Consider the following 22,258-nt stretch of genomic DNA (forward strand, 5'->3'; position numbering starts at 1 on the left):
AGTGAAAGCGACAAATTACACTGAGCCTGAACAATTTTATTGTCAGGCTAGCGTCTTTAGGCGCAGTTTGGCAACAGGGGGTTATACCCCCAGAGCAAACCACCCGTTGGACGGGTGGTTATGATTTCCTTTCAAGAATGGAGCTGCCTCTACGTTTCGAAGTATAAGGCTTGTAAAGAATAACCATACTAAGTGGTAGTTCGTTCGCGAAACAGCTTGGGAGGTTAGGTAAGCATGGGCTGGACGAAAGAAATAAGCGGTGTGGCGAGTGTAGGTAAAAGCACGAAACAGCTTCTTCGGACGATCAAGCCAAAACAAATTGCGGTCATCCGACACGAAAACATCGATGAAATGGCGGCGAACGGATTGATCGAGGCGAAAGTGAAAGCCGTGATCAATGCTTCGCTCACGATGAACGGACGCTATCCTGCTTGTGGAGCTGATATTCTACTGAAGGCAGATATCCCGATTTTTGAAATCGCCGAGGTGGATTTCGAGCATTTTCATCATGGAGATCCGATCAAAATTTCGGAATTGGCCATTGTCACGCCTGCAGGAGAGGTGGCGTACAGACGATTTACTCGAGAGCGATGGAAACGGATGAATGCATTAGCTCAGCAAAACCTCGGAAGTGAACTCAGTGATTTTATAGATAATACACTTACTTACGCACAGAAGGAAAAGGATTTCGTCATCGATGATCTGCAGCTGCCGTACATAAAGACCTCCATGCTCGGAAGACACGTCGTCGTTGTTGTTCGCGGCAGCGGCTATAAGAAGGATCTCATTGCATTAAATGATTATATACAAGATTACAGGCCGGTGCTGATCGGAGTCGATGGCGGTGCGGATGCACTGCTTGAGAACGGTTTTCAACCGGATCTGATCGTTGGAGATATGGATAGTGTATCCGATCAAGCGCTCAAGTGCGGTGCGGAGCTGCTTGTCCACGCTTATGCAGACGGGGAGGCGCCGGGGCTGCATCGAATTCACAAATTAGGTCTTGAAGCGGCAACCATCCCAGCGAAAGGTACGAGCGAGGATATCGCTATGCTGCTCGCCTTTCAGAAAAAAGCGGAGCTTATCGTTACGCTTGGTGCTCATACGCACATGATCGATTTTCTGGAAAAAGGCAGAAAAGGAATGGCCAGCACTCTGCTTGTCCGAATGAAAATTGGCAATAAACTGGTCGATGCGAAAGGAGTCAGCAAGCTGTACCATCGTCCTGTCAAGATGAGAAATTTATGGTATCTACCTGTAGCTGCCTTATTTCCACTTGCGATGCTCGGCTATATTCATCCTGGATTTCGTCATTTTTTAGATATGATTCGCATTTACATTAAATTGTCTTTGTCCTAATATCTCTTAATCCGCTCGCATGCTTTAGATGACAGGAGGGAAATGGCATGCTGACAACAAGGTATCATATTGGATCGATCGTAGCCATCTTCTTCGCTCTTGGAATCGGCATTCTTATCGGCGGAACCTTAGGGCAGACATGGATGAATCATACGGAAAACAATTTGGTGGACCGACTAATGACCCGCTATGAAAATCAAATTCAGCGCACACAGTCACTGGAGAAGCAGATAGTGTATCTGCAAACGGTGAACCAGCAGCTGACGCCAAGAATTCAGAATAAAAAGGTCGTCTGGTATCGCTCGGACGATCAGAAGCAGGATATGCTGTCTTTCGTCATGAAATCGGCAGGCATCGTCTGGGAAGAGGTACATCTAGAGGAAGGCACAACACCAGCAGACTTGGCAAACAAGTGGCGCGAGTCGGTAGAGAAGCCTGATCTTCTCATCGTATCCGGTACGAACTGGACGAACGAGTGGCCTGAGGAGGTTCAGACGGTGATGCAAGAAGACATCGATCATCCCAAAATAATATATTTGGAGCCAGAACAGATGGATATTTCCAAACCTGCGGCTATCGCTGAGTTTTTGCAATATTTAAAAACCGTATTGGAGGACGAAACGCATGCGGCCTTCTATTTCTATCATTATTCCGGCTTATAACGAGGAGCACCGAATCGGGGAGACGCTTCAGGCCTTACATCGAATGAAGACGGAGGTTGATCCGCAAGCTTGGACGGAGATGATCGTGATCGACGACGGCAGCAATGATCGGACTTCGCAGGTTGCCGATAGATGGTGTGATTTGCTGATTCGGTACGGAAAAAATCAGGGGAAAGGTGCCGCACTGATGGAAGGCTTTCTCCGCTCTAGCGGAGATATTATCGTTTTTCTCGATGCGGATTTAGGAGAGAGTGCCGTTCATGCCGTTCATCTGATCCGGCCGGTGATGGATGGTCTCGCGGATATGACGATTGCCAAGTTCCCTCCAGCGCGTAGAAAAGGAGGATTTGGACTTGTCAAGAAACTCGCTTCAGGAGGCATCTATCGATTGTGCGGGTTTAAATCGGCGGCCCCTTTGTCCGGTCAAAGAGCGATAAGAAAAGCGGTATTGGAGCGAATTGGGGGTCTCAGCAGCGGTTTTGGCATTGAGGTGGGTCTGACGATTGATGCAGCTCGCAGCGGTTTCCGTATTGTGGAAATCGAAGTACCGTTTAAGCATCGGGAATCCGGTAGAGATTGGAGCGGCTTTTATCATCGGGGGAAACAATTTTTGGCCGTTGGGAGGGCGTTGTTGGAGAAATGGAGACAGCGGGCAACCTGATGACAGTCGGTATTGCGCTGCTATTGTTTACCATCGCAGCATATTGGCTAAGACCGAGAAGTTTGCGTTTTTTACAGCATTATGGTTTGGAGCGGGACAACTTTGCCGGGCAGCGTATTCCGAGTATGAGCGGCATTTATATTTGGCTTCTAACCGTGCTGTATGGCGTGTTATGGATCATACTGGAGAGAATGCTAGGCCCGCAGACAGAGTCCAGGCTCCTTACATCGCTGCTGTTTCCTCTCTTATGGTATCAATCGATCATTTTCGTGATTGGCTGGCTGGATGATACGATCGGGACAACGGCGGTTAAAGGATTCAAGGGGCACCTTGGAGCGGTGTTCAAGGAAAAGCAGTTTACGACAGGTATATTGAAAGCTGGCGGGACGGGCATCGTTGCTTTAACCGTCGTGTTACAGTGGAATTTGCCGTTTCAACAAGGTGTTCTTGCTTTCCTGCTGATGGCCTTCATGACGAATACCATCAATCTGCTCGATGTTCGGCCGGGAAGAGCGATGAAGGGATATGGCTTTCTGATGTTTGCCGCCCTCATGTTTGCCGCTGAACCCGTCTTGCCATTCCTTCTTATGTTTCCGGTGATCATCTCCGTTCTTATGCTGTTTCCTCTAGACGTAAGGGGGAAGGCGATGCTGGGGGACACAGGTTCCAATTTGCTTGGATTTTCCGCAGGCTACACGGCAGCTTTCACTGCCCCCCTCTGGGTGCAGATCGGTTTGCTGGTTGGATGCGTTTATTTGCATTGGATTGCGGAGAGAAGCTCGATATCCAAGCTGATCGAGAATAATGCGCTGCTTCGCTGGCTCGATCGGATAGGACGCGTGCATGGATAAGAATAAGGGTGCCTTTCGAGGCACCCTTTAAGTGTTGTTTTGGGGTCTGCGCGGCGGCTTTTTTTCTTTAAAGCGGGGAGCCACGTAGTTGCGCTTGCGATCGCGGAAGAATATCCATCCCCCGATAAAGCTGATGCCAGCCAAAAATAGTACAATCCCGATGATCAGCTTAAGCCAGTTCAACGACGGGTCTGCACCGTCATCGCCGTGCTGGGAGAAATAAGCGAATAGCGTATTTTTAATGACCAAAAAGCCATAGGTTGCAGCCCAACCGGGAATGACCAGCAGCAGGACGGCAACGAGTCTGGCGAATATGGGGTTGACTTGTTTCATTATGCGCCCTCTTTTCAGACAGATTCCTAATCAGATTTCTCTAAATACCAATGATACGATACTGTCTGTTCCGTGTCCATGTCAACTTAACACTATATTTCTAATTACAGAACCGCTACAATGAACTTTAGGGATTTTACCTTGAGCATGCAAGTATAGCTTGTTCGATATTTTCATAGAATTGAAATATACATATATGGAGGGTGCGTATGGAAGCAATACAATGTGATGTTGTCATTTTAGGTGGCGGAATTGCCGGGTACACTGCAGCGATACGGGCTTCGCAATTAGGAAAAAAAGCGCTTGTCGTGGAAAGCCGAAAGCTGGGCGGTACTTGTCTGCACCGAGGCTGTATTCCGAGCAAAGCGCTGCTGAAAAGTGCAGAGCTGTTTTCCCAGATGAAGCGAAGCAGCGAATTCGGAATTCAAACGGGTGAACTGACCGTCGATTTCGGACGGATTCAAGCGAGGAAAAACGAAGTGGTGAACCAGCTGTACGAAGGTGTCCAGCTGTTAATGAGGAAAAACAAGATTGATGTAATTCAAGGGAAAGGCCGATTAATGGGTCCTTCGATTTTCTCACCGAACAGCGGAGCTGTTGCAGTAGAGATGGAAGATGGGGAGATGGTGACGGTTGTAGGGAAAAGCACCATTATCGCAACCGGATCACGTCCTAGAACATTAACAGGTCTTCCGCAGGACGAGAAAATTATGACAAGTGATGAGGCTTTCCAGATGGAGCAGCTGCCGGATTCCATTGCCATTATCGGCGGCGGCGTAATCGGGGTCGAATGGGCATCTATGCTGAACGATCTGGGCGTTAAAGTCACATTAATCGAAGCTTCGGATCGTCTGCTGCCGATGGAGGATGAGGCGGTGTCGCGTGAAATTCGCCGTATATTTGAAGGGCGCGGCATTCAAGTTCGGACAGGCGCTTCGATTATACCTGAACGAGTGGAACCGGGCGGAAACCTCGTTCAATATACGATTGATGTGAGCGGCCAAGAGGAGACTTTAGAGGCGGAAAGAATGCTCGTCAGCGTTGGCAGGGCGGCGAACGTAGAAGAAATCGGTTTGGAAAATACAGATGTACAGGTTGCGGGTGGTGTCATTCGTGTCAACAGCCACTATCAAACGAATGAGAATCATATTTACGCGGTAGGAGACGTAAACGGCGGGCTTCAGCTGGCTCATGCGGCAGCTCATGAAGCGATTTGTGCGGTCGAGCATTTAACAGGACAAGCCGCTTACCATACTCCCGCTCATCGGATTCCGAAGTGTATTTATTCACGTCCGGAAATCGGAAGCGTAGGCATGACGGAGAGTGAAGCGAAATCCTCGGGCCGTCGCCTTAAGACAGGCATGTTTCCGTTTAAAGCGTTAGGTAAAGCTTGGGTGATGGGCGAAACCGAAGGATTTGTGAAGGTGATCGCGGATGCGGACAATGATGATGTGCTTGGCGTGCATATCGTTGGCGCTCATGCGACGGATCTCATTTCCGAAGCATCGCTGGCTCAGTTGTTGGAAGCAACGCCATGGGAAGTATCGCTCGCGATTCATCCGCATCCGACCTTATCCGAAGCGATTTCTGAAGCGATGCTGGCAGTGGACGGCAAAGCCATTGGAATCTGAGCGGAAAAAAGGTATAATAGAAGAGTGATTTAGTACCAGGTCATAAGAGGAAGTGTCATAAGATTTGAATTTAAAAGGAGGCTGCCCAAGTGAGTGAAGCACAGGCAACTCAAAGTTTTTACCATCATGAATTAGGTTTGACCGATCAACAGGTCATCGACATGTATTCGATGATGCTGCTGGCAAGAAAGTATGAAGAACGAGGCTTAATGCTGCAAAGAGCAGGTAAGATTAATTTTCATATATCCGGAATCGGACAGGAAGCAGCTCAGGTAGGCGCTGCTTTCGCGCTGGAAAAAGGGGTGGACTATATCCTCCCTTATTACAGGGATTTTGCTTTTGTGCTCTCCATGGGAATGACGGTGAAGGAATTAATGCTTTCTTTATTCGCGAAGGCGGAAGATCCGAACAGCGGAGGGCGGCAAATGCCCGCTCATTTTGGTTATAAGCGTTTAAACATGCTGACGGGTTCAAGCCCAGTCACCACGCAAGTGCCTCATGCTGTAGGGGTAGCTTTAGCCGCTAAAATGAGAGGAGAACGCCACGTCTCTTACGTGACGTTTGGCGAGGGCTCCAGCAATCAGGGAGATTTTCATGAAGGCTGCAATTTTGCTGGGGTGCATAAGCTTCCCGTTATTTTTCTTTGTCAAAATAATCAATATGCGATTTCAGTGCCGTACAACAAGCAGGTCGGTGCGGAATGCATCGCGGATCGAGCGAAGGGATACGGTTTCCCAGGAGTGAGAGTTGACGGCAATGATCCCCTTGAGGTATATCGTGCAGTGAAAGAAGCTAGAGAACGGGCGCTTAGAGGAGAAGGACCGACATTGATTGAAGCTGTCGTTTACCGATTGTCGCCTCATTCCACTTCGGATAACGATTTAGCATATCGTACGAAGGAAGAGGTTGAATTTCACCGTGAAAAGGACGGCATGCCGAAATTTAGACAATATTTGGTCGACTGCGGCATTTGGTCGGATGATCAGGAAGAGCAGCTGATTCAAAAATTCACACAGGAAATTAACGAAGCGACGCAGTATGCGGAGCAAGCGCCTTTTCCGAAGCCGGAAGATACTTTGCTGCACGTGTATGCGGATGACGCAGTGAACGGATAACGGGGGGAACGAAGATGGCGAAAATAAGCTATATCGAAGCGATACGTACGGGTATGGCAGAAGAAATGAGAAGGGACAGCAATGTCTTTGTTTTAGGCGAGGATGTGGGCGTCAAAGGCGGTGTCTTCGGAACGACGAAGGGGCTGTATGAGGAGTTTGGCGATATGAGAGCGTTAGATACGCCGCTTGCTGAATCTGCTATTGCCGGCGTTGCAATCGGCGCGGCGATGGTCGGAATGAAGCCTATTGCGGAGATGCAGTATTCTGACTTCATGCTCCCTGCGACGAATCAAATCATTAATGAGGCTGCTAAAATCAGATATCGTTCCAATAACGATTGGGATTGTCCGCTGGTTATTCGGGCACCTATCGGCGGGGGGATATTCGGAGGACTCTACCACTCCCAATGCGTTGAATCGATTTTCTTCGGAACGGCTGGCCTGAAAATCGTAGTCCCTTCCACACCGTATGATGCGAAAGGTCTGCTGAAGGCGGCGGTCCGCGATCCGGATCCTGTTCTTTACTTTGAACATAAAAAGTGTTATCGAATGATCGAGGGAGAAGTTCCGGACGAAGATTATGTCGTGCCGATCGGAAAAGCGGATGTAAAGCGGGAAGGTGACGACATTACCGTCATTACTTACGGCCTAACGGTTCATTTTGCGCTTCAAGCGGCAGAAGAATTAGAGCAGGAAGGTATCAGTTCGCATATTCTCGACCTCAGAACGATCCAGCCATTAGACAAAGAAGCGATCCTTGAGGCGGCCTCCCGGACAGGGAAAGTGCTGATTGTGCACGAAGATCATAAGACAGGCGGCGTGGGCGCAGAAGTTTCTGCGATCATAGCTGAAGAACTGCTGTATGAGCTGGATGCACCAATTAAACGGCTGTGCGGTTATGACGTGCCGGCTACGCCATTTAGTCCGCCGATGGAGAAGTTCTATATGTTGAACAAGGATAAGCTGAAGAAGGCAATGAAGGAATTAGCTGAATATTGAAATCATCCCAATCAAGAGCGGCTATAGAAGAACGTGGATCAGAAGGATGGAGAGGAGTGATACAATTGTCTCATTCAAACCAAGTAAAACCGATTGTTGTACCCAAGCTCGCAGAGAGCGTAGTCAATGCGACGATTGCGAAGTGGATTAAAAAGCCTGGAGACAGCGTACAATTGTATGAGCCGATTTGTGAATTAATTACCGACAAGGTGACCGCAGAACTGCCGAGCACGGAGGAAGGCGTAATCGAGGAAATCCTTGTAGAAGAAGGGCAGACCGTGGATGTGGGAGCGCCCGTATGCACCATCAAGACGAAAGGCGGATATGCGGAAGAGCAGGCGATTGATTTCAGCGAGAATCCATCGGAAACCGCAGTCCCTTCCGGTGACACATCCATGCGGGGAAGATACTCTCCGGCAGTTCAAAGATTGGCACAGGAACACCGGGTTTCTCTGGAACACATTCAGGGCACTGGAACAGGAGGCCGTATCACAAGAAAAGACGTTCTCCAGTTTGTGCAATCCGGTGGTGCAGCCGCATCTGCAGCGCAGTCCAATGCGGTACAAGGTTCATCTGTTGCCCAACCGCAGGAAGAGCTTTCCGTACCCGTTCGCCGCAGCGGTTTGCATTTGACACCGGCTCCGGCGTTCCAGCTGGATGCGGATGCGGAATTGAAGGGCAAGGGAGAATATTTAATCGATGTAACACCCATTCGAACATCGATCGCTACAAGGATGCGCCAGAGTGTGACGGAAATTCCACATGCGTGGACGATGATTGAGGTCGATGTGACGAATATCGTCATGCTGAGAAATAAGCTGAAGGAAGAGTTTGTCCAAAATGAAGGTGTCAATTTGACCTACTTGGCTTTTCTTATCAAAGCCGTCGTCAACGCGATCAAGGACTACCCCATTATGAACTCGGTTTGGGCCGTGGATAAGATTATTGTGAAGCGGGATATTAATATTTCTCTTGCTGTCGGCACCGAGGATGCTGTATTTGTGCCTGTCATTAAAAATGCGGATCAGAAAAATATCGCGGGTCTGGCCAGAGAAATTGACACGCTCACGAAAAAAGCACGTTCCGGTAAGCTGTCCCCGACGGATGTAGAAGGAGGAACCTTCACCGTCAACAATACCGGGTCCTTCGGATCGATCATGTCTCAGCCAATCATAAATTATCCGCAGGCGGCGAACTTGACGTTCGAAGCGATCGTGAAGAAGCCTGTCGTTATCAATGACATGATTGCCGTGCGGCACATGGCGAACATCTGTCTTTCCTTAGATCATCGGATATTGGACGGTGTTATTTGCGGCCGCTTCTTGCAAAGAGTGAAAGATAATGTGGAAGCGTATGGGCCGGATACAAAACTGTATTGATAATAGCCTAGCTGCTGGTAAGTGCCTGCATTCCCATTGCAACGGTCGACAGGACTAAGGCAGCGATAATGAAATAGATCACGATCTTTTGGATTTTTTGCCGCCGCTTCATTGCAAATCCCCCTTTTTGGTTGTTTTTCGTAACTATTTCGTATTGTAACATATTTTAAGCCGGAGGTTCGAGGCATGATCAATCAGCAGAGAACGATCAATCAGTTTTTAGATTTAGTGCGTATTGACAGCGAGACAAAACATGAAAGAGTGATCTGCGACGCATTGAAACGTATTTTTCTCGGTTTCGGCATGAATGTGCATGAGGATGATTCTGCCTCTCGTACGGGGCATGGCGCAGGAAACCTTATCATCGACTGGGCTCCGAGCAGAGGCAAAGAGCAGGTTGATCCGATTTTCTTTACTTGCCATATGGATACGGTTGTGCCCGGCCGTGGGATCAAGCCGCAGGTGGACGAGGACGGATACATTCGCAGCGACGGCACGACGATCTTAGGCAGCGATGATAAAGCCGGTCTAGCCGCAATCATTGAAGCGGTCCGTGCTGTCGAGGAGAACGGCATAGCTCACGGGCCGATTCAGTTCATTATTACGGCAGGCGAGGAATCGGGTTTGGTCGGTGCAAGAGCGATGGATGCCTCCCAGCTGAAAGCGCGCTATGGTTTCGCCCTTGATTCGAACGGGAAAGTAGGCGAAATCGCTGTTGCTGCGCCGGCTCAAGCTAAATTGTTTATTCATATCATAGGCAGATCCGCTCATGCCGGCGTCAACCCCGAGGACGGCATCTCCGCCATACAAGTCGCCAGCAAAGCAATTTCGAAAATGCCGCTCGGCCGAATTGATCATGAAACAACGGCCAATATCGGCAGCTTCAAAGCGGCCAAGAGACGAATATCGTCTGCGAAGAAGTATTAATTAAAGCGGAGGCACGCAGCTTGAATAACGATAAGCTGCAGGCACAAATTGAAAAAATGCGCTCGGCTTTTGTAGAGACAGCGGAATCGTTCGGAGCACGCGCTGAGTTTCGCAGCGAGTTGATTTATCCCGCATTTATGCATGACGAGCATGCAGAGGTCGTTCAAACCGCAGGAAAGGCACTGGCACGAATCGGCAGAGAGATGAAGCTGGTCCACTCCGGCGGCGGAAGCGACGCAAACATCTTCAATGGCATGGGCGTGCCTACGATTAATTTTGCAATCGGATATGAACATATTCATACGAAGAAAGAGCAAATTCCAGTGGAAGAGCTGGTCAAAACAGCGGAGCTGGTCTACTCCATTATACAGACGGTCGCTGAATGATAGTCTTCATCGTAACATAAAAGAACTGTGCTTGGTGCAGCCTATGCTGCTTCCAGGTACGGTTCTTTTTGTTGGAGTCTGCGCAGATCCATTCATACAGTGGAACTTCCAAGCCGATTCCTTGAGCGTATGTCATTTAGTGAGTTTGTGCATAATTGTGAATATATGCGGGAAAGGTCGAGGTCACAATGATGTACACAGAAATCGGAAAAGTGCTGGAAGTCGTGGGGGATGATGGGGATCTCATCGAGCTGAAAGTGCAGGTTGGGGAACAGGTAGAGAAGGCATTTCATTATCAAGAATGGCACCAGAAAAAGCCTGCAATCGGTGATTTTCTGCTGCTTAACACGACGGCCGTTCGGTTGGGGCTGGGCACAGGCGGCTTTCATTTTGTTATCCATGTACTTGGACCGGACAGGGGCGGTTTCCATGAAGTGCATACAACAGCTGTCTCCCAGCAGCCTGGTCACATGATCAAGCTGCGTTATACGCCGCTTCAGAGAAAAATGCTTGCTGCAGAAGAAGAGGCAAGTCCCGTTCATCACTTGTTCCATAAGCATAAACAGCTTCAAGGGCTTCCCGTACTCATCGGCGAGCTGCACAGCATGCTGCCCGTCGCCTCCAGCTGGTTCGCACATCAAAGCAGGATGGAAAAGCGGCCTATTCCTAGATTGGTATATGTCATGACCGATGGAGGCGCTCTTCCGATCAGCTTCAGTTCGCACGTCCGTCAGCTGAAGCAGTCGGGATGGCTGCACGGCACCGTGACATACGGACATGCGTATGGAGGCGATGTTGAAGCACTGAACAAATATACCGCCCTTATAGCTGCCAAATGGGTTCTTGAGGCGGATGCAGTCATCGTATGTATGGGCCCAGGAATCGCGGGTACCGGTACTCCGTATGGACATACTGGAATGGAGGTTGGCGAAATCATCAATGCGGTCAGAAGCTTGAAGGGGATTCCCATTCTAATGCCTCGACTCAGCTTTGCAGATCGGCGTATCCGTCATCAAGGTTTGAGCCATCACACGGAAGGAATTTTGCAAATTGCGGCCATGTCTCCTGCCGTCATTCCGCTGTCCTCTATTATGAATGAGGAGCATAAACGAACGATTCAGCGGCAGCTGGAACAATGGGGGATTCCGGAAAAACACGAAATTCACTGGTGTGAGATGAGCAGCGAAGAAATCAGGTCTGCGATAGGTCTCTACCCGCATTCGATGAAGACGATGGGAAGAGGCTTGGATGACGATCCTGATTTTTTTTCGGCAGTATGTGCGGCTGCGCAATATGCCTGGAGTTTAATACATGCTCCAGACTGACTGATGTTGGATACTCCCTTACGAGCTTGCGGATGTAATACTTTATTTCCCATGCCTTCCCAACGAGATGCAGCTGCTGCTTGTCCAAATAGCATTTCACGATAAGACGCCCCTTTCGATTGCTTGATCCGTACCCTTTTGTTCCTCAAAACGGAATCCTATATAATTACGGTATGCGGTTGAAAACAAAATATGCGAGAACCACTCGTGGGAGGAGAGCGCGAAGATGAAGGATATGTATGCAGAGCAGAACCAAGCGTATAAAGAAGAAACAATGGAAATCGAACGTATTTATGAGGGGAAAGTCATTTCTTTGCAAAAGGATAAGGTGACGCTGCCCGATGGCAATACTGCATTTCGCGAGGTTGTGAAGCATCCTGGAGCGGTAGCGGTATTGGCCATTTGGCAAAATCAGATGGTCGTTGTGGAGCAGTACCGTAAGGCGCTGGAGCGAAGCCTTATTGAAATTCCTGCCGGCAAATTGGATCCGGGTGAGCAGCCGATGGATGCAGCGATGCGGGAATTGAAAGAAGAAACGGGATTCGAGTGTAAGGAGCTGCGGCCGATCTGTTCGTTCTATACTTCACCTGGATTCGCGGATGAAATCATTCATTTGTTTTTGGCAGAACAGCTGACACAAGGGGAAAGCCGTTTGGATGAGGACGAGTTTTTGAATAAGCAATTTCTCACCTTAGAGCAGGCGAAGGCTTATGTGGCCGAAGGAAAAATTAGGGACGCGAAAACGATCACCGCCATTTATGCGTGGGAGCTTTATCAGAAGACCGGAAGGATGGACTAACTAGTGAAGCCCATTTTTGCAGACTTGCATATTCATATTGGCCGAACAGACAATGGAACTCCGGTTAAAATTTCGGGCAGTCGAAATCTGTCATTTTACAATATCGCTAAAGAAGCCTCAGAGCGCAAAGGAATCGAGCTGATCGGCATTATAGATTGTCATTCGCCTGCGGTGCAGGAAGATATGATCCGATATCTTGATGCGGGTGAAATGAGCGAGGTCAGCGGCGGGGGGATCCGCTATCAGCAGACAACTGTGCTGCTGGGCTGTGAGCTTGAGGTGAAGGAGGAGCATACCGGTCCGGCACATTTGCTCGTGTACTTTCCAGATTTAAGTACGATGCAGAAGTGGACGGCTTGGCATAGAAGGCACGTCAAGAATATTACGCTGAGCTCCCAGAGAACATACGCCCCTGCCAGAGAAATACAGCAGGTGGTGTACGAGCTAGGCGGCGTTATGATCCCTGCTCATATTTTTACACCGCACAAAAGTTTATACGGCAGCTGCACGGATCGTCTTGAGTCCGTTTTGGATCCCATTCTGATTGAAGCCGTTGAGCTGGGACTCAGTGCCGATACGCGGATGGCGGGATATTTGTCTGAACTTGATCGGTATCCGTTCATTACGAATTCGGATGCGCATTCCTTAGGGAAAATCGGCAGGGAGTACAACCTTCTGCGTATGGAGGAAGCCTCCTTCGACGAATGGCTGAAGGCGCTGCGCGGAGAAGGAGATCGCGGAATCATCGCCAATTACGGACTGAATCCGCTGCTCGGCAAGTATCACCGCACCTATTGCCTGAACTGCGGAACCATTATAGATGATCCGGAGACGGTAGTAGGGCGTTGCAGCTACTGCGGAAGTACGAAAATCACCTCCGGCGTTATGGATCGGATCCGGGATATCGCCGACCGGGACGAGCCGAAGGTCGATCCTTCGAGACCGCCATATCATTACCAAATACCGCTTGATTTTATTCCCGGTCTCGGCAAGCGGACGCTCGCTTTATTAATGGAACGGTTCGGTACGGAAATGAATATTTTGCACCGCGTGCCTGAAGCGGAATTAATAGAGGCTGTCGGAGAAAAACTGAGCCGGTACATTATACAAGCGCGCCAAGGGACCCTGGATATCTCGACGGGCGGCGGCGGTAAATACGGCAAAGTCCAGACGGAATCCTGAACCATACTTACTCTATGAACATATGGTTTTTGATCTAGATGTCATAGATTTGCTCCCTAGCTCATATGATGTAACAACTGGACAAGGGAGGAAATCGAACGTGAATATGCAGCTTAAAATGAAGAAAATGACGCAGGAATATTTGCCTTTGACCATTTTTGTATCGGTATTGTTTATTATGGGAGTGGTGTTCGGCGCACTTCTGGTCAATGCTTTGTCATTGGAGCAGAAGCAGGATATGTACCGTTATTTGGGCAGCTTCTTTAACGATCTGCAGGGTGTAGCGATTGACGCCTCCGATTCGTTCAAACAGGTGTTTGGAATGCACTTGAAATGGATCCTGCTCATTTGGGTATTAGGGTTGTCCGTTGTTGGATTGCCGCTCGTGTTTATATTAATCTTTCTGAAAGGAGTACTCGTGGGGTTCTCCGTCGGATATTTGGTTTCGGAGCTTTCTTGGAAGGGAATGCTGTTCGCACTGGCTTCGATTGCACCGCAAAACATTCTGATCATTCCTTCTTTAATATTAAGCAGTGTTCTTGCCGTTGTCTTTTCGATGTTCGTGATAAAAAATAGATTAATAGAGCGCAAGGGCTCCGTTTCCCAAGCATTCACACAATACAGCTTTGGGATGATCGGATTTATGTTTGTGCTGTTCGGAGCTTCGCTTCTGGAAGCATTTTTATCCCCTGTGCTGATGAAATGGGTAACTCCGATCATTCAGACCGCGGCAGGTTGATTTGACTTCTCGTAAGCTATCCCACTATAATGGAAACATATGATTGCTTCATTGGGGGCCTTTGTCGATGAAGCGAAATGATCAGGCGGATGGTCAGTTTTATTAGTGACTGACGGGTGAGATGATAGATTGCCATCTTAGACGATCTGCTGTTTTCATGGACTGAGGGGGAGCGAGATGGAAACACGAATTGAGAAGATTAAACAACAGCTTCAGGCGCAAGGCTATAAATTGACCCCTCAGCGGGAAGCAACGGTTCGTGTACTGTTGGAGAACGAAGAGGATCACCTTAGCGCAGAAGATGTATTTATGCTGGTCAAGGAAATTGCGCCGGAAATCGGCTTAGCTACTGTATATAGAACGCTGGAATTGCTCACAGAGCTGCACGTTGTGGAGAAAATGAACTTTGGCGATGGAGTTGCCCGTTACGATTTGAGAGGGGACAACAGCAAGCATCATCACCATCATTTAATCTGTGTACAGTGCGGTTCCGTCGATGAGATTATGGAGGATTGGCTTCTTCCGCTGGAGCATCGACTGGAACAGGAATATCACTTTACTGTGTTGGATCATCGGTTGGATTTTCAGGGCATTTGTCATCGCTGCAACGAGAAAAACAAAAAGTCATAATATGTTTTCTATACCTTTTATAGCAAAGGACTGTAACCGAATGGTGCAGTCCTTTGCTTGTCCTTTGGCCGAATATGGGCAGAGTTGTCCGCATAGGATGAGGTAAAGGATGAAAAAGGGAAGAGGGCGTTGCAAGGGTGATCATTCATTTAGGAAGATGGCTGGAGCGCATTAAATTTATTGGCATGTTCGTCATCATGACTTATGCTTTTTCTTACGTATACCAGTGGGTCACGGATTGGATCGATCCGACAGAAAAGTATAAGCAGCCAGAAGGCAATGCCGTGAAAGCATTCAGCGTCGAAGACGATATGCAGTCTATGAATACGGTGGACCGCTTGAAATGGTTTTATTGGTATGGAGAATAGTGAGTAGCGGGTTGCCCGAGCAAGCAGAGATCTGAACGAAGATTTTTGCCGGTGGACAGCCCGTTTTTCATTAAGCCAACAATGATATGCAGGAAATGGCGGCTCTAGCGTTGAACCAAATGAGTAGAATGAGCCAGAGAGGAACAGTTGAACCAAATGAGTAGAATGAGCCAGAGAGGAACAGATGAAGATGCTGGAACACTTGAAACAGTTTATCGATTACTTATCAGTGGAGAAAGGTTTAGCCGTCAACACACTGGAGTCATACGAGCGTGATTTATCTCAGTTTTGTTCATATATGAAAGAAACATTCGGTTTGGATGAAGCAGGAGAGGTCTCCAAACTTCATATTACATCATACCTGCTCGCCTTAAGGCAGAAGGGCAAAGCCTCCTCGACTGTGACTCGCAATGTTGTGTCCATCAGAGGCTTCTTTCAATTTTTAACACTGGAGCGGTTCATTGAACAAGACCCTGCCCAGCATTTGGAATCTCCGAAGCAGGATCGCAGACTGCCCAAATCGATTACGATCGAGGAGGTAGAAAAGCTGCTGGCGGCACCCGACATCTCGAAACCGGCAGGTCTGCGCGATAAGGCGATGCTGGAACTGCTCTATGCGTCCGGCATGCGAGTAAGCGAGCTGATGGATCTTGATGTGGACAATGTAAATACGGGAATGGGCTTCGTTAGGTGCATCGGTAAAGGTTCCAAAGAACGGATTATTCCTTTAGGAAAAATTTGTATTGATTTTTTGAACAGATATTTATCTGCAGCCAGACCGGTACTGACGAAGAAAAAGCCGGATGAGGCTTCCTTATTCGTAAATCAAGCAGGCGGCCGAATGACACGGCAAGGTTTTTGGAAGATTATTAAAAAATACGCCCTGCAATTAGGGATTAGGCAGGAGATCACACCTCATACGTTAAGGCATTCCTTCGCTACACATCTGTTGGAAAACGGTGCGGATCTGCGTGCTGTGCAAGAAATGCTGGGCCACGCCGATATTTCAACGACACAAATATACACCCATGTCACAAAATCGAAAATGAAGGAAATTTACGATCAAACGCATCCGAGAGCTAAAAAATAGGGATGTTTCTTTAACTTTGCTTTGTGATTACAGTCATGAGATAATGACGTTATGCAACTGAGATCCAAATTATGGAGGTTTCCAATGAAGCGGTATAAACGCATTGCGCTCATCGTCTTGGATAGTGTCGGTATTGGTGAATTGCCGGATGCCGGGAAGTTTGGGGATGAGGGTTCACATACGATCGGACATATTGTAGAGCGTGTACCCAATATACAGCTTCCTCATCTGAGAAGCTTAGGGCTTGGCAATATCGTGCCCATTCCGGGTCTGCCCCCGGTCGAGACGCCGAAGGCAAAATTCGGCCGGATGGCTGAGGTATCTGTCGGCAAGGATACGATGACCGGCCACTGGGAGATTATGGGGCTGAAGGTGAGCATCCCGTTCGAAACGTATCCTGACGGGTTTCCGCCAGAGCTGATACGGATCTTTGAAGAGAGAACAGGTAGAAAGGTGATCGGCAATAAGCCAGCCTCCGGTACGGCGATACTGGATGAACTTGGCGAAGAACAGATGAAGACCGGAGCCTGGATCGTATATACTTCAGCAGACAGTGTGTTCCAAATTGCAGCACATGAAGACGTCATACCGCTGAAGGAGCTGTATCGGGCGTGCGAAATCGCTCGTGAGCTGACATTGGAGGCGCCTTATGCCGTTGGCCGAGTGATCGCCAGACCTTATGTCGGCCAGCCGGGAAGCTTTAAACGCACGCCAAATCGGCATGATTATGCACTGAAGCCGCCACATCCTACGGTGATGAATCATTTGTTCGACAAGGGTCTGGATGTCATTTCCGTAGGGAAGATCAACGATATTTTCTCTGGTGAAGGGGTAAGCGCGTCTTACCCGACGAAGAGCAATCTAGACGGGATACAAAAGACGATCGAGCTGCTTCGAACGAATTTTGAAGGACTGCTGTTTACGAATTTAGTCGACTTTGACTCGTTGTTCGGGCATCGCAGGGATCCGGAAGGCTATGCCGGTGCGCTTGAGGAATTTGACCGCCACCTGCCCGAATTAATGAAGGAAATCAAGGAAGATGACCTGCTCATCATCACGGCCGATCACGGCAACGATCCGATTCATCACGGAACGGATCATACGAGAGAATACGTGCCGCTGCTCGTGTGGCGTCCACACATGCAAAGCGCGAATTTACAAATTCGAAAAACATTCTCGGACGTTGGGGCGACGATTGCGCATAATTTCGATGTGACGATGCCGAGCAACGGCGAGAGTTTTTTGGATGAACTCATATTGTAGAACAACGAAAGGTTGAAAGGGAGGATATCTTTTGTCCATGGATACATTAGTTATGAAAGTGGAGGAAGCGGGTAAATATTTGCGTTCCCAGCTTGGGCAGGTGCCTGAAATCGGGTTGATTCTGGGCTCTGGACTCGGCGTATTATCTGAACAAATTGAAGAAGCGATGACGATTCCATATCATAAAATTCCTCATTTTCCAATTTCCACGGTTCAAGGACATGCTGGTGAGCTGGTCGTAGGGAAGCTTGCCGGAAAGCATGTGTTTATGATGAAAGGCCGTTTTCATCTCTATGAAGGATATGATGTACAGACGGTGACTTTCCCGATCCGCGTGATGAAATTCCTAGGGATTCGAACGCTGCTCGTCACCAATGCTGCGGGGGGCATTAATACTTCATTCGAGCCGGGAGATTTAATGCTCATTGAGGATCATATCAATCTGACGTTCCGCAATCCGCTCATCGGACCGAACGATGAAAGAATGGGTTCACGCTTTCCCGATATGTCCGAGGCGTACAGCAGCCGGCTTAGAGAGCTGGCATTACAGGCGGCTCAGGAGCAGGGGATTTCCTTGAAGAAAGGCGTATACATCGGTTTGCTCGGTCCGAGCTATGAGACGCCGGCGGAAATTCGTATGATGAGAGGAATGGGAGCGGACGCCGTTGGGATGTCGACGGTCGCCGAGGTGATTGCGGCAAGGCATGCCGGGCTTGAGGTGCTTGGCATCTCTTGTATCAGCAATATGGCCAGCGGCATATTGCAGCAGCCGTTGTCTCATCAAGAAGTGATGGAGACGACAGAGAAGGTGAAGGAAAAGTTCATCGGTCTGGTGCTGAACGTCATACCGAAATTATAATGTGATTGAAGTCTTTGCTGGAATGCTGTTTACGGAAGCGAGGTGCTGGAATGCGAACAGTGGATATCATTCACAAGAAACGAGCGGGCCAGGAGCTCTCTCGGGAGGAAATTCAATTTTTGATTGACGGATACGTGCGCGGCACAATTCCGGATTATCAAATATCCGCATGCTTGATGGCGGTTTGTTTTCAAGGGATGAGTGCAAAGGAAACGGCGGATTTGACGATGGTGATGGCCGAATCCGGCGATCAGATGGACTTAAGCTCCATCGCTGGAATAAAGGTGGATAAGCACAGCACAGGGGGCGTCGGAGACACGACGACACTAGTACTTGCGCCGTTAGTCGCAGCAGCTGGAGTGCCTGTGGCCAAAATGTCCGGCCGAGGACTTGGGCATACAGGCGGAACGATCGACAAGCTGGAGGCAATCCCGGGATTTGCAGCGGAGCAGTCAAAGGAACACTTTCTTCAGCAGGTGAGGGAGAAAGGCGTTTCCGTGATCAGCCAAAGCGGCAACATTACACCGGCTGATAAGAAGCTTTATGCGCTAAGAGATGTAACGGCGACAGTAGAGTCGATTCCACTGATCGCAAGCTCCATCATGAGTAAGAAAATCGCTTCCGGCGCGGATGCGATCGTTCTGGATGTCAAAACCGGTGACGGCGCCTTCATGAAGACGACCGATGATTCTATCGAGCTGGCAAAAGCGATGGTTGCGATCGGCACGGAGGTAGGGCGCGACACGATCGCACTAATCACTGGCATGGACCAGCCGCTCGGATTCGCCATAGGCAATGCATTGGAAGTTAAAGAAGCGATACATACGCTCAAAGGAGAGGGACCGGAGGATTTGACAGAGCTGTGCCTCGAGCTCGGCGCACATATGCTGGTTTTGGGCCAGAAGGCAGAAGATGTGCAGCAGGGGAAGGAACAGTTGAAGCAGCTTATTGCATCCGGTGAAGCCTTGAACAGATTGAAGGAATTCATCGCTGCACAAGGCGGGGACCGTTCCGTGATCGACGACCCGGAACGGCTTCCGAAGGCCCGGGTGTTCTTTGAGGTTCGTTCTCCGACCAGCGGCTACATACATAGCATGGAAGCGGAGGAGATCGGCATCTGTGCGATGATGCTGGGGGCGGGTCGTGAGACGAAGGAAGCCGATATCGATCTCGCGGTCGGTATCGAGCTGAAGAAAAAGATCGGCGATGCGATTCAGATGGGCGATGTGCTGGCCGTACTGCATGCCAATTCAGAGGATGCCGAAACGCTGCAAACCGTGAAGGATAAGCTGCTGGCCGCTTATACCTTCTCTGATAAGTCGGTAGAGAAGCCGCCGCTGATCTATGCGGTTGTAACGAAGGATGGAATTGAATATCGATAATGGTATAGACGGACAGCGGCCGATGCGCTGTGTCCGTTTTTTTTGTTTGATCGGATGGTTCTAGTTGGAATATTTTACTCCGCTTCAGTTAACACTACTAAGAAGATCGTGTACAAGCAAACATAGGAGGGGTATTCCGATGCTGAGAAAAATCATGGTCATCCTCATGACCGCCGCCGTGATTGGCTCTGCAAGCTGGGCTCCGGCATTCGCTGAAGAGAAGAAACCTGCGCAGGTAGACTTGGCGCCAAATGCGAAATCTGCGATATTAATTGACGCGGATACGGGAACGGTGATTTACGAGAAAAATCCGCATGAAAAGCTGCCTCCCGCCAGCATTACGAAGGTCATGTCCATGCTTCTGATCATGGAAGCGTTAGACGAAGGCAGAATCAAGTTGACAGATATGGTGCGGACAAGTGAGTATGCGGCATCGATGGGTGGATCGCAAATTTTTCTTGAGCCTGGCGAAGAAATGAGCGTAAATGATATGCTGAAAGGCATTGCGATGGCTTCCGGAAATGACGCTACGGTAGCGATGGCAGAAAAAATTGCAGGCTCTGAAGAGATGTTCGTTCAAATGATGAACGATAAGGCGAAAGAGCTCGGACTGAAGGATACCCATTTCGTCAACACGAATGGATTGCCCGCTGAGGAGCATTATTCATCGGCATACGATATCGCGATGATGTCCAGAGAATTATTGAAGCATGAAGAGATTATTCAATATACGAGTAAATATCAAGATTATCTTAGACAAGACTCGGACAATCCGTTCTGGCTAGTGAATACCAATAAGCTGGTTCGCTTTTATCCAGGGGCGGATGGCTTGAAAACAGGTTTTACGAGTGAAGCGAAATTCTGTCTTGCAGCAACGGCAAAGAGAAATAATTTCCGAATTATCTCTGTCGTTATGGGCGAGCCGAACACCAAAACAAGAAATGCAGAAGTGTCGCAGCTGTTCGACTACGCCTTTGCTCACTATGACAATGTCCCGATTTATAAAAAAGGGGATGTCATCGGGAAATTGAAAATCCGCAAAGCGGAGCTTGAGGAAATGGAGCTTAAAGCAGATCAGCATTACAGCATTTTAACGAAAAAAGGACAAAGCCCAGATCAATTTACGCATGAGATTGTTCTTGATCCGAAGCTGAAAGCGCCGATTCAGAAAGATCAGCAAATCGGTGAGCTCGTCGTGAAAAACGGCGATGAGATCATTAAGAAGTTCCCCATCAAGTCGGATCAAGCGATTGATAAAGCAACTTGGTGGCAGTTGTTTAAACGGACGATGAAAAAAATGGTGTTTTTCGATTAGCCTTCGCAAACAACTTACAGCAAGCCGGCAACTAGACGCTGCGATCGAATCTACGCGTTTTTTGCCGGCTTTTTGGTTATCTGTGCTGCAGAACGTACGCTTCACGTGTCTGTTCATGACCGCCAGCTTCTAGTTTTGTCGAGGGGCAGGAATTGATTCTGGATGCAGCGAAACTGTTTGATCAAGAGTGGGAAGGAGTGAGCATGATGAGTTTGCAAATGGACATGGAAATGTACCGCAACACTTTGATTGTTCGGTTGAAAGGTGAGCTGGATCATCATTCGGCCGACGTAGTAAGGAAGAAGATGGAAGAGGTTATCGAGAGTGGTCAAAGCCGTCATATTATCCTGAGCATGAAGGAGCTTTCTTTTATGGACAGCTCCGGCTTAGGCGTCATTTTGGGGAGATATAAGCAAATTACCGGGAAGGGCGGCAAGATGGTCGTCTGCGACGTGAATCCATCGATATATCGATTGTTTGAAATGTCGGGACTGTTTAAAATCATGTCTATTGAACAAAATGAAAGACTCGCTCTTTCAAGTTTGGGGGTTGTATCATGAATGGAAACAATTATATGAAGCTGCAGTTTTCCAGCCGATCCGAGAATGAATCTTTTGCACGGGTTGCAGTTGCATCGTTTGTTTCCCAATTAGACCCGACTATCGATGAATTGACAGACATTAAGACCGTTGTCTCCGAGGCAGTTACGAATAGTATCATTCATGGCTACGAAGGAAAAACGGACGGATTGGTGACCATTTCGTCTCGCATAGAAGAAGACCGAATTTATATCACCATTGAGGATGAAGGCAAAGGGATCGAGGATCTTGAATTAGCAAGACAGCCGCTGTATACGTCAAAGCCGGAATTGGAGCGCTCAGGGATGGGTTTTACCATTATGGAGAACTTTATGGATGCGATTGAAATCACGACAAAACCGGGACAGGGTACGAAAATTGCCATGATGAAGCGGATCAAATCTAAACAGGCGCTCTACAATTAGG

The 22,258-nt window shown here is 48.6% G+C and carries 23 protein-coding genes and 2 pseudogenes; 22 read left to right on the forward strand and 3 right to left on the reverse strand.

The window, feature by feature from the left end; genetic code table 11:
• Positions 1-234 precede the first annotated feature (234 nt).
• Genes steA through ACFPXP_RS16620 form a run of 4 tightly spaced genes read left to right on the forward strand, consistent with a single transcriptional unit; the run spans position 235 to position 3,533 of the window.
• Positions 235-1,359: a putative cytokinetic ring protein SteA gene (gene steA, locus ACFPXP_RS16605; protein ID WP_379895468.1), complete on the forward strand. Its 1,125-nt coding sequence runs from the start codon at positions 235-237 to the stop codon at positions 1,357-1,359.
• Positions 1,360-1,406: 47 nt separating this feature from the next.
• Positions 1,407-2,021, forward strand: a complete 615-nt coding sequence (locus ACFPXP_RS16610) for a copper transporter (protein WP_379895469.1) — start codon at positions 1,407-1,409, stop codon at positions 2,019-2,021.
• Positions 1,984-2,682 (forward strand): glycosyltransferase family 2 protein, encoded by a 699-nt coding sequence (locus ACFPXP_RS16615; RefSeq protein ID WP_379895470.1) that lies wholly within the window; start codon positions 1,984-1,986, stop codon positions 2,680-2,682. Before ACFPXP_RS16610 ends, ACFPXP_RS16615 begins: the two co-directional genes overlap by 38 nt.
• The gene (locus tag ACFPXP_RS16620) at positions 2,661-3,533 is read left to right on the forward strand and encodes a hypothetical protein (RefSeq protein ID WP_379895472.1); all 873 of its coding nucleotides are present in this window, start codon (positions 2,661-2,663) and stop codon (positions 3,531-3,533) included. The genes ACFPXP_RS16615 and ACFPXP_RS16620 overlap by 22 nt, the downstream gene beginning before the upstream one ends.
• 27 nt (positions 3,534-3,560) lie before the next feature.
• Here the strand turns inward: ACFPXP_RS16620 and ACFPXP_RS16625 are convergent, their stop codons facing one another.
• Complete coding sequence (locus ACFPXP_RS16625; RefSeq protein ID WP_379895473.1) at positions 3,561-3,866, reverse strand: DUF2627 domain-containing protein; 306 nt, start codon at positions 3,864-3,866, stop codon at positions 3,561-3,563.
• Between the two features lie 209 nt (positions 3,867-4,075).
• Here ACFPXP_RS16625 and lpdA point away from each other — a divergent pair, with 209 nt between their 5' ends.
• From lpdA to ACFPXP_RS16645, 4 genes are all read left to right on the forward strand, one after another.
• Positions 4,076-5,497: a dihydrolipoyl dehydrogenase gene (gene lpdA, locus ACFPXP_RS16630; RefSeq protein WP_379895474.1), complete on the forward strand. Its 1,422-nt coding sequence runs from the start codon at positions 4,076-4,078 to the stop codon at positions 5,495-5,497.
• 89 nt (positions 5,498-5,586) lie between these two features.
• Positions 5,587-6,612 carry a thiamine pyrophosphate-dependent dehydrogenase E1 component subunit alpha gene (locus tag ACFPXP_RS16635; protein WP_379895475.1) on the forward strand — a complete coding sequence of 342 codons (1,026 nt, stop codon included), beginning with the start codon at positions 5,587-5,589 and terminating at the stop codon, positions 6,610-6,612.
• Between the two features lie 14 nt (positions 6,613-6,626).
• Positions 6,627-7,610 (forward strand): alpha-ketoacid dehydrogenase subunit beta, encoded by a 984-nt coding sequence (locus tag ACFPXP_RS16640; protein ID WP_379895476.1) that lies wholly within the window; start codon positions 6,627-6,629, stop codon positions 7,608-7,610.
• A gap of 65 nt (positions 7,611-7,675) precedes the next feature.
• Positions 7,676-8,989 (forward strand): dihydrolipoamide acetyltransferase family protein, encoded by a 1,314-nt coding sequence (locus ACFPXP_RS16645; RefSeq protein ID WP_379895477.1) that lies wholly within the window; start codon positions 7,676-7,678, stop codon positions 8,987-8,989.
• Positions 8,990-8,996: 7 nt separating this feature from the next.
• On the opposite strand, the gene prli42 is transcribed toward ACFPXP_RS16645, so the two are convergent.
• Positions 8,997-9,101, reverse strand: a complete 105-nt coding sequence (prli42, locus tag ACFPXP_RS16650; RefSeq protein ID WP_379895478.1) for a stressosome-associated protein Prli42 — start codon at positions 9,099-9,101, stop codon at positions 8,997-8,999.
• 74 nt (positions 9,102-9,175) lie between these two features.
• Between prli42 and ACFPXP_RS16655 the strand changes: the two are divergent.
• A pseudogene (locus tag ACFPXP_RS16655) lies at positions 9,176-10,302 on the forward strand (M20/M25/M40 family metallo-hydrolase).
• A 188-nt stretch (positions 10,303-10,490) separates the two neighbouring features.
• The gene (locus tag ACFPXP_RS16660; protein ID WP_379895479.1) at positions 10,491-11,627 is read left to right on the forward strand and encodes a DUF3866 family protein; all 1,137 of its coding nucleotides are present in this window, start codon (positions 10,491-10,493) and stop codon (positions 11,625-11,627) included.
• Between the two features lie 19 nt (positions 11,628-11,646).
• Here ACFPXP_RS16660 and mciZ read toward each other — a convergent pair.
• A pseudogene (mciZ, locus tag ACFPXP_RS16665) lies at positions 11,647-11,727 on the reverse strand (Z-ring formation inhibitor MciZ); the annotation flags it as partial.
• 135 nt (positions 11,728-11,862) lie between these two features.
• Here mciZ and ACFPXP_RS16670 point away from each other — a divergent pair.
• The 12 genes from ACFPXP_RS16670 to spoIIAB all read left to right on the forward strand — a co-directional run bounded on the left by ACFPXP_RS16670 (position 11,863) and on the right by spoIIAB (position 22,257).
• Complete coding sequence (locus ACFPXP_RS16670; protein WP_379895538.1) at positions 11,863-12,426, forward strand: NUDIX hydrolase; 564 nt, start codon at positions 11,863-11,865, stop codon at positions 12,424-12,426.
• A 3-nt stretch (positions 12,427-12,429) separates the two neighbouring features.
• Positions 12,430-13,608 carry an endonuclease Q family protein gene (locus ACFPXP_RS16675; protein WP_379895480.1) on the forward strand — a complete coding sequence of 393 codons (1,179 nt, stop codon included), beginning with the start codon at positions 12,430-12,432 and terminating at the stop codon, positions 13,606-13,608.
• Positions 13,609-13,714: 106 nt separating this feature from the next.
• A complete protein-coding gene (gene spoIIM / locus ACFPXP_RS16680; protein WP_379895539.1) occupies positions 13,715-14,347 on the forward strand; it encodes a stage II sporulation protein M in 633 nt (210 codons plus the stop codon).
• A gap of 177 nt (positions 14,348-14,524) precedes the next feature.
• Positions 14,525-14,977, forward strand: coding sequence for a ferric iron uptake transcriptional regulator (fur, locus tag ACFPXP_RS16685; protein ID WP_379895481.1), 453 nt, complete (start codon positions 14,525-14,527; stop codon positions 14,975-14,977).
• Between the two features lie 137 nt (positions 14,978-15,114).
• Positions 15,115-15,345: a YqzK family protein gene (locus ACFPXP_RS16690; protein WP_379895482.1), complete on the forward strand. Its 231-nt coding sequence runs from the start codon at positions 15,115-15,117 to the stop codon at positions 15,343-15,345.
• Positions 15,346-15,535: 190 nt separating this feature from the next.
• Positions 15,536-16,435 carry a site-specific tyrosine recombinase XerD gene (gene xerD, locus ACFPXP_RS16695; protein ID WP_379895540.1) on the forward strand — a complete coding sequence of 300 codons (900 nt, stop codon included), beginning with the start codon at positions 15,536-15,538 and terminating at the stop codon, positions 16,433-16,435.
• An 84-nt stretch (positions 16,436-16,519) separates the two neighbouring features.
• The gene (gene deoB, locus ACFPXP_RS16700; protein WP_379895483.1) at positions 16,520-17,698 is read left to right on the forward strand and encodes a phosphopentomutase; all 1,179 of its coding nucleotides are present in this window, start codon (positions 16,520-16,522) and stop codon (positions 17,696-17,698) included.
• Positions 17,699-17,735: 37 nt separating this feature from the next.
• Positions 17,736-18,557 carry a purine-nucleoside phosphorylase gene (locus tag ACFPXP_RS16705; RefSeq protein ID WP_379895541.1) on the forward strand — a complete coding sequence of 274 codons (822 nt, stop codon included), beginning with the start codon at positions 17,736-17,738 and terminating at the stop codon, positions 18,555-18,557.
• Between the two features lie 50 nt (positions 18,558-18,607).
• A complete protein-coding gene (locus ACFPXP_RS16710; protein ID WP_379895484.1) occupies positions 18,608-19,939 on the forward strand; it encodes a pyrimidine-nucleoside phosphorylase in 1,332 nt (443 codons plus the stop codon).
• Positions 19,940-20,078: 139 nt separating this feature from the next.
• Positions 20,079-21,254, forward strand: a complete 1,176-nt coding sequence (locus tag ACFPXP_RS16715) for a D-alanyl-D-alanine carboxypeptidase family protein (protein ID WP_379895485.1) — start codon at positions 20,079-20,081, stop codon at positions 21,252-21,254.
• 206 nt (positions 21,255-21,460) lie between these two features.
• A complete protein-coding gene (gene spoIIAA / locus ACFPXP_RS16720; protein WP_379895543.1) occupies positions 21,461-21,814 on the forward strand; it encodes an anti-sigma F factor antagonist in 354 nt (117 codons plus the stop codon).
• The gene (spoIIAB, locus tag ACFPXP_RS16725) at positions 21,811-22,257 is read left to right on the forward strand and encodes an anti-sigma F factor (RefSeq protein WP_379895486.1); all 447 of its coding nucleotides are present in this window, start codon (positions 21,811-21,813) and stop codon (positions 22,255-22,257) included. Before spoIIAA ends, spoIIAB begins: the two co-directional genes overlap by 4 nt.
• The last annotated feature ends 1 nt before the right edge of the window (position 22,258 follow it).

Origin of the sequence: Marinicrinis lubricantis, from assembly GCF_042658665.1 — a bacterium.
Lineage (GTDB): Bacteria > Bacillota > Bacilli > Paenibacillales > KCTC-33676 > Marinicrinis > Marinicrinis lubricantis.

What these genes read in the sequence shown, in the direction of transcription:
- steA (WP_379895468.1), top strand. Translation starts at nt 235, where the DNA reads ATGGGCTGGACGAAAGAAATAAGCGGTGTGGCGAGTGTAGGTAAAAGC.
- ACFPXP_RS16610 (WP_379895469.1), top strand. Translation starts at nt 1,407, where the DNA reads ATGCTGACAACAAGGTATCATATTGGATCGATCGTAGCCATCTTCTTC.
- ACFPXP_RS16615 (WP_379895470.1), top strand. Translation starts at nt 1,984, where the DNA reads ATGCGGCCTTCTATTTCTATCATTATTCCGGCTTATAACGAGGAGCAC.
- ACFPXP_RS16620 (WP_379895472.1), top strand. Translation starts at nt 2,661, where the DNA reads ATGGAGACAGCGGGCAACCTGATGACAGTCGGTATTGCGCTGCTATTG.
- ACFPXP_RS16625 (WP_379895473.1), bottom strand. Translation starts at nt 3,866, where the DNA reads ATGAAACAAGTCAACCCCATATTCGCCAGACTCGTTGCCGTCCTGCTG.
- lpdA (WP_379895474.1), top strand. Translation starts at nt 4,076, where the DNA reads ATGGAAGCAATACAATGTGATGTTGTCATTTTAGGTGGCGGAATTGCC.
- ACFPXP_RS16640 (WP_379895476.1), top strand. Translation starts at nt 6,627, where the DNA reads ATGGCGAAAATAAGCTATATCGAAGCGATACGTACGGGTATGGCAGAA.
- prli42 (WP_379895478.1), bottom strand. Translation starts at nt 9,101, where the DNA reads ATGAAGCGGCGGCAAAAAATCCAAAAGATCGTGATCTATTTCATTATC.
- ACFPXP_RS16660 (WP_379895479.1), top strand. Translation starts at nt 10,491, where the DNA reads ATGATGTACACAGAAATCGGAAAAGTGCTGGAAGTCGTGGGGGATGAT.
- ACFPXP_RS16670 (WP_379895538.1), top strand. Translation starts at nt 11,863, where the DNA reads ATGTATGCAGAGCAGAACCAAGCGTATAAAGAAGAAACAATGGAAATC.
- spoIIM (WP_379895539.1), top strand. Translation starts at nt 13,715, where the DNA reads ATGCAGCTTAAAATGAAGAAAATGACGCAGGAATATTTGCCTTTGACC.
- fur (WP_379895481.1), top strand. Translation starts at nt 14,525, where the DNA reads ATGGAAACACGAATTGAGAAGATTAAACAACAGCTTCAGGCGCAAGGC.
- xerD (WP_379895540.1), top strand. Translation starts at nt 15,536, where the DNA reads ATGCTGGAACACTTGAAACAGTTTATCGATTACTTATCAGTGGAGAAA.
- deoB (WP_379895483.1), top strand. Translation starts at nt 16,520, where the DNA reads ATGAAGCGGTATAAACGCATTGCGCTCATCGTCTTGGATAGTGTCGGT.
- ACFPXP_RS16705 (WP_379895541.1), top strand. Translation starts at nt 17,736, where the DNA reads ATGGATACATTAGTTATGAAAGTGGAGGAAGCGGGTAAATATTTGCGT.
- ACFPXP_RS16710 (WP_379895484.1), top strand. Translation starts at nt 18,608, where the DNA reads ATGCGAACAGTGGATATCATTCACAAGAAACGAGCGGGCCAGGAGCTC.
- ACFPXP_RS16715 (WP_379895485.1), top strand. Translation starts at nt 20,079, where the DNA reads ATGCTGAGAAAAATCATGGTCATCCTCATGACCGCCGCCGTGATTGGC.
- spoIIAA (WP_379895543.1), top strand. Translation starts at nt 21,461, where the DNA reads ATGAGTTTGCAAATGGACATGGAAATGTACCGCAACACTTTGATTGTT.
- spoIIAB (WP_379895486.1), top strand. Translation starts at nt 21,811, where the DNA reads ATGAATGGAAACAATTATATGAAGCTGCAGTTTTCCAGCCGATCCGAG.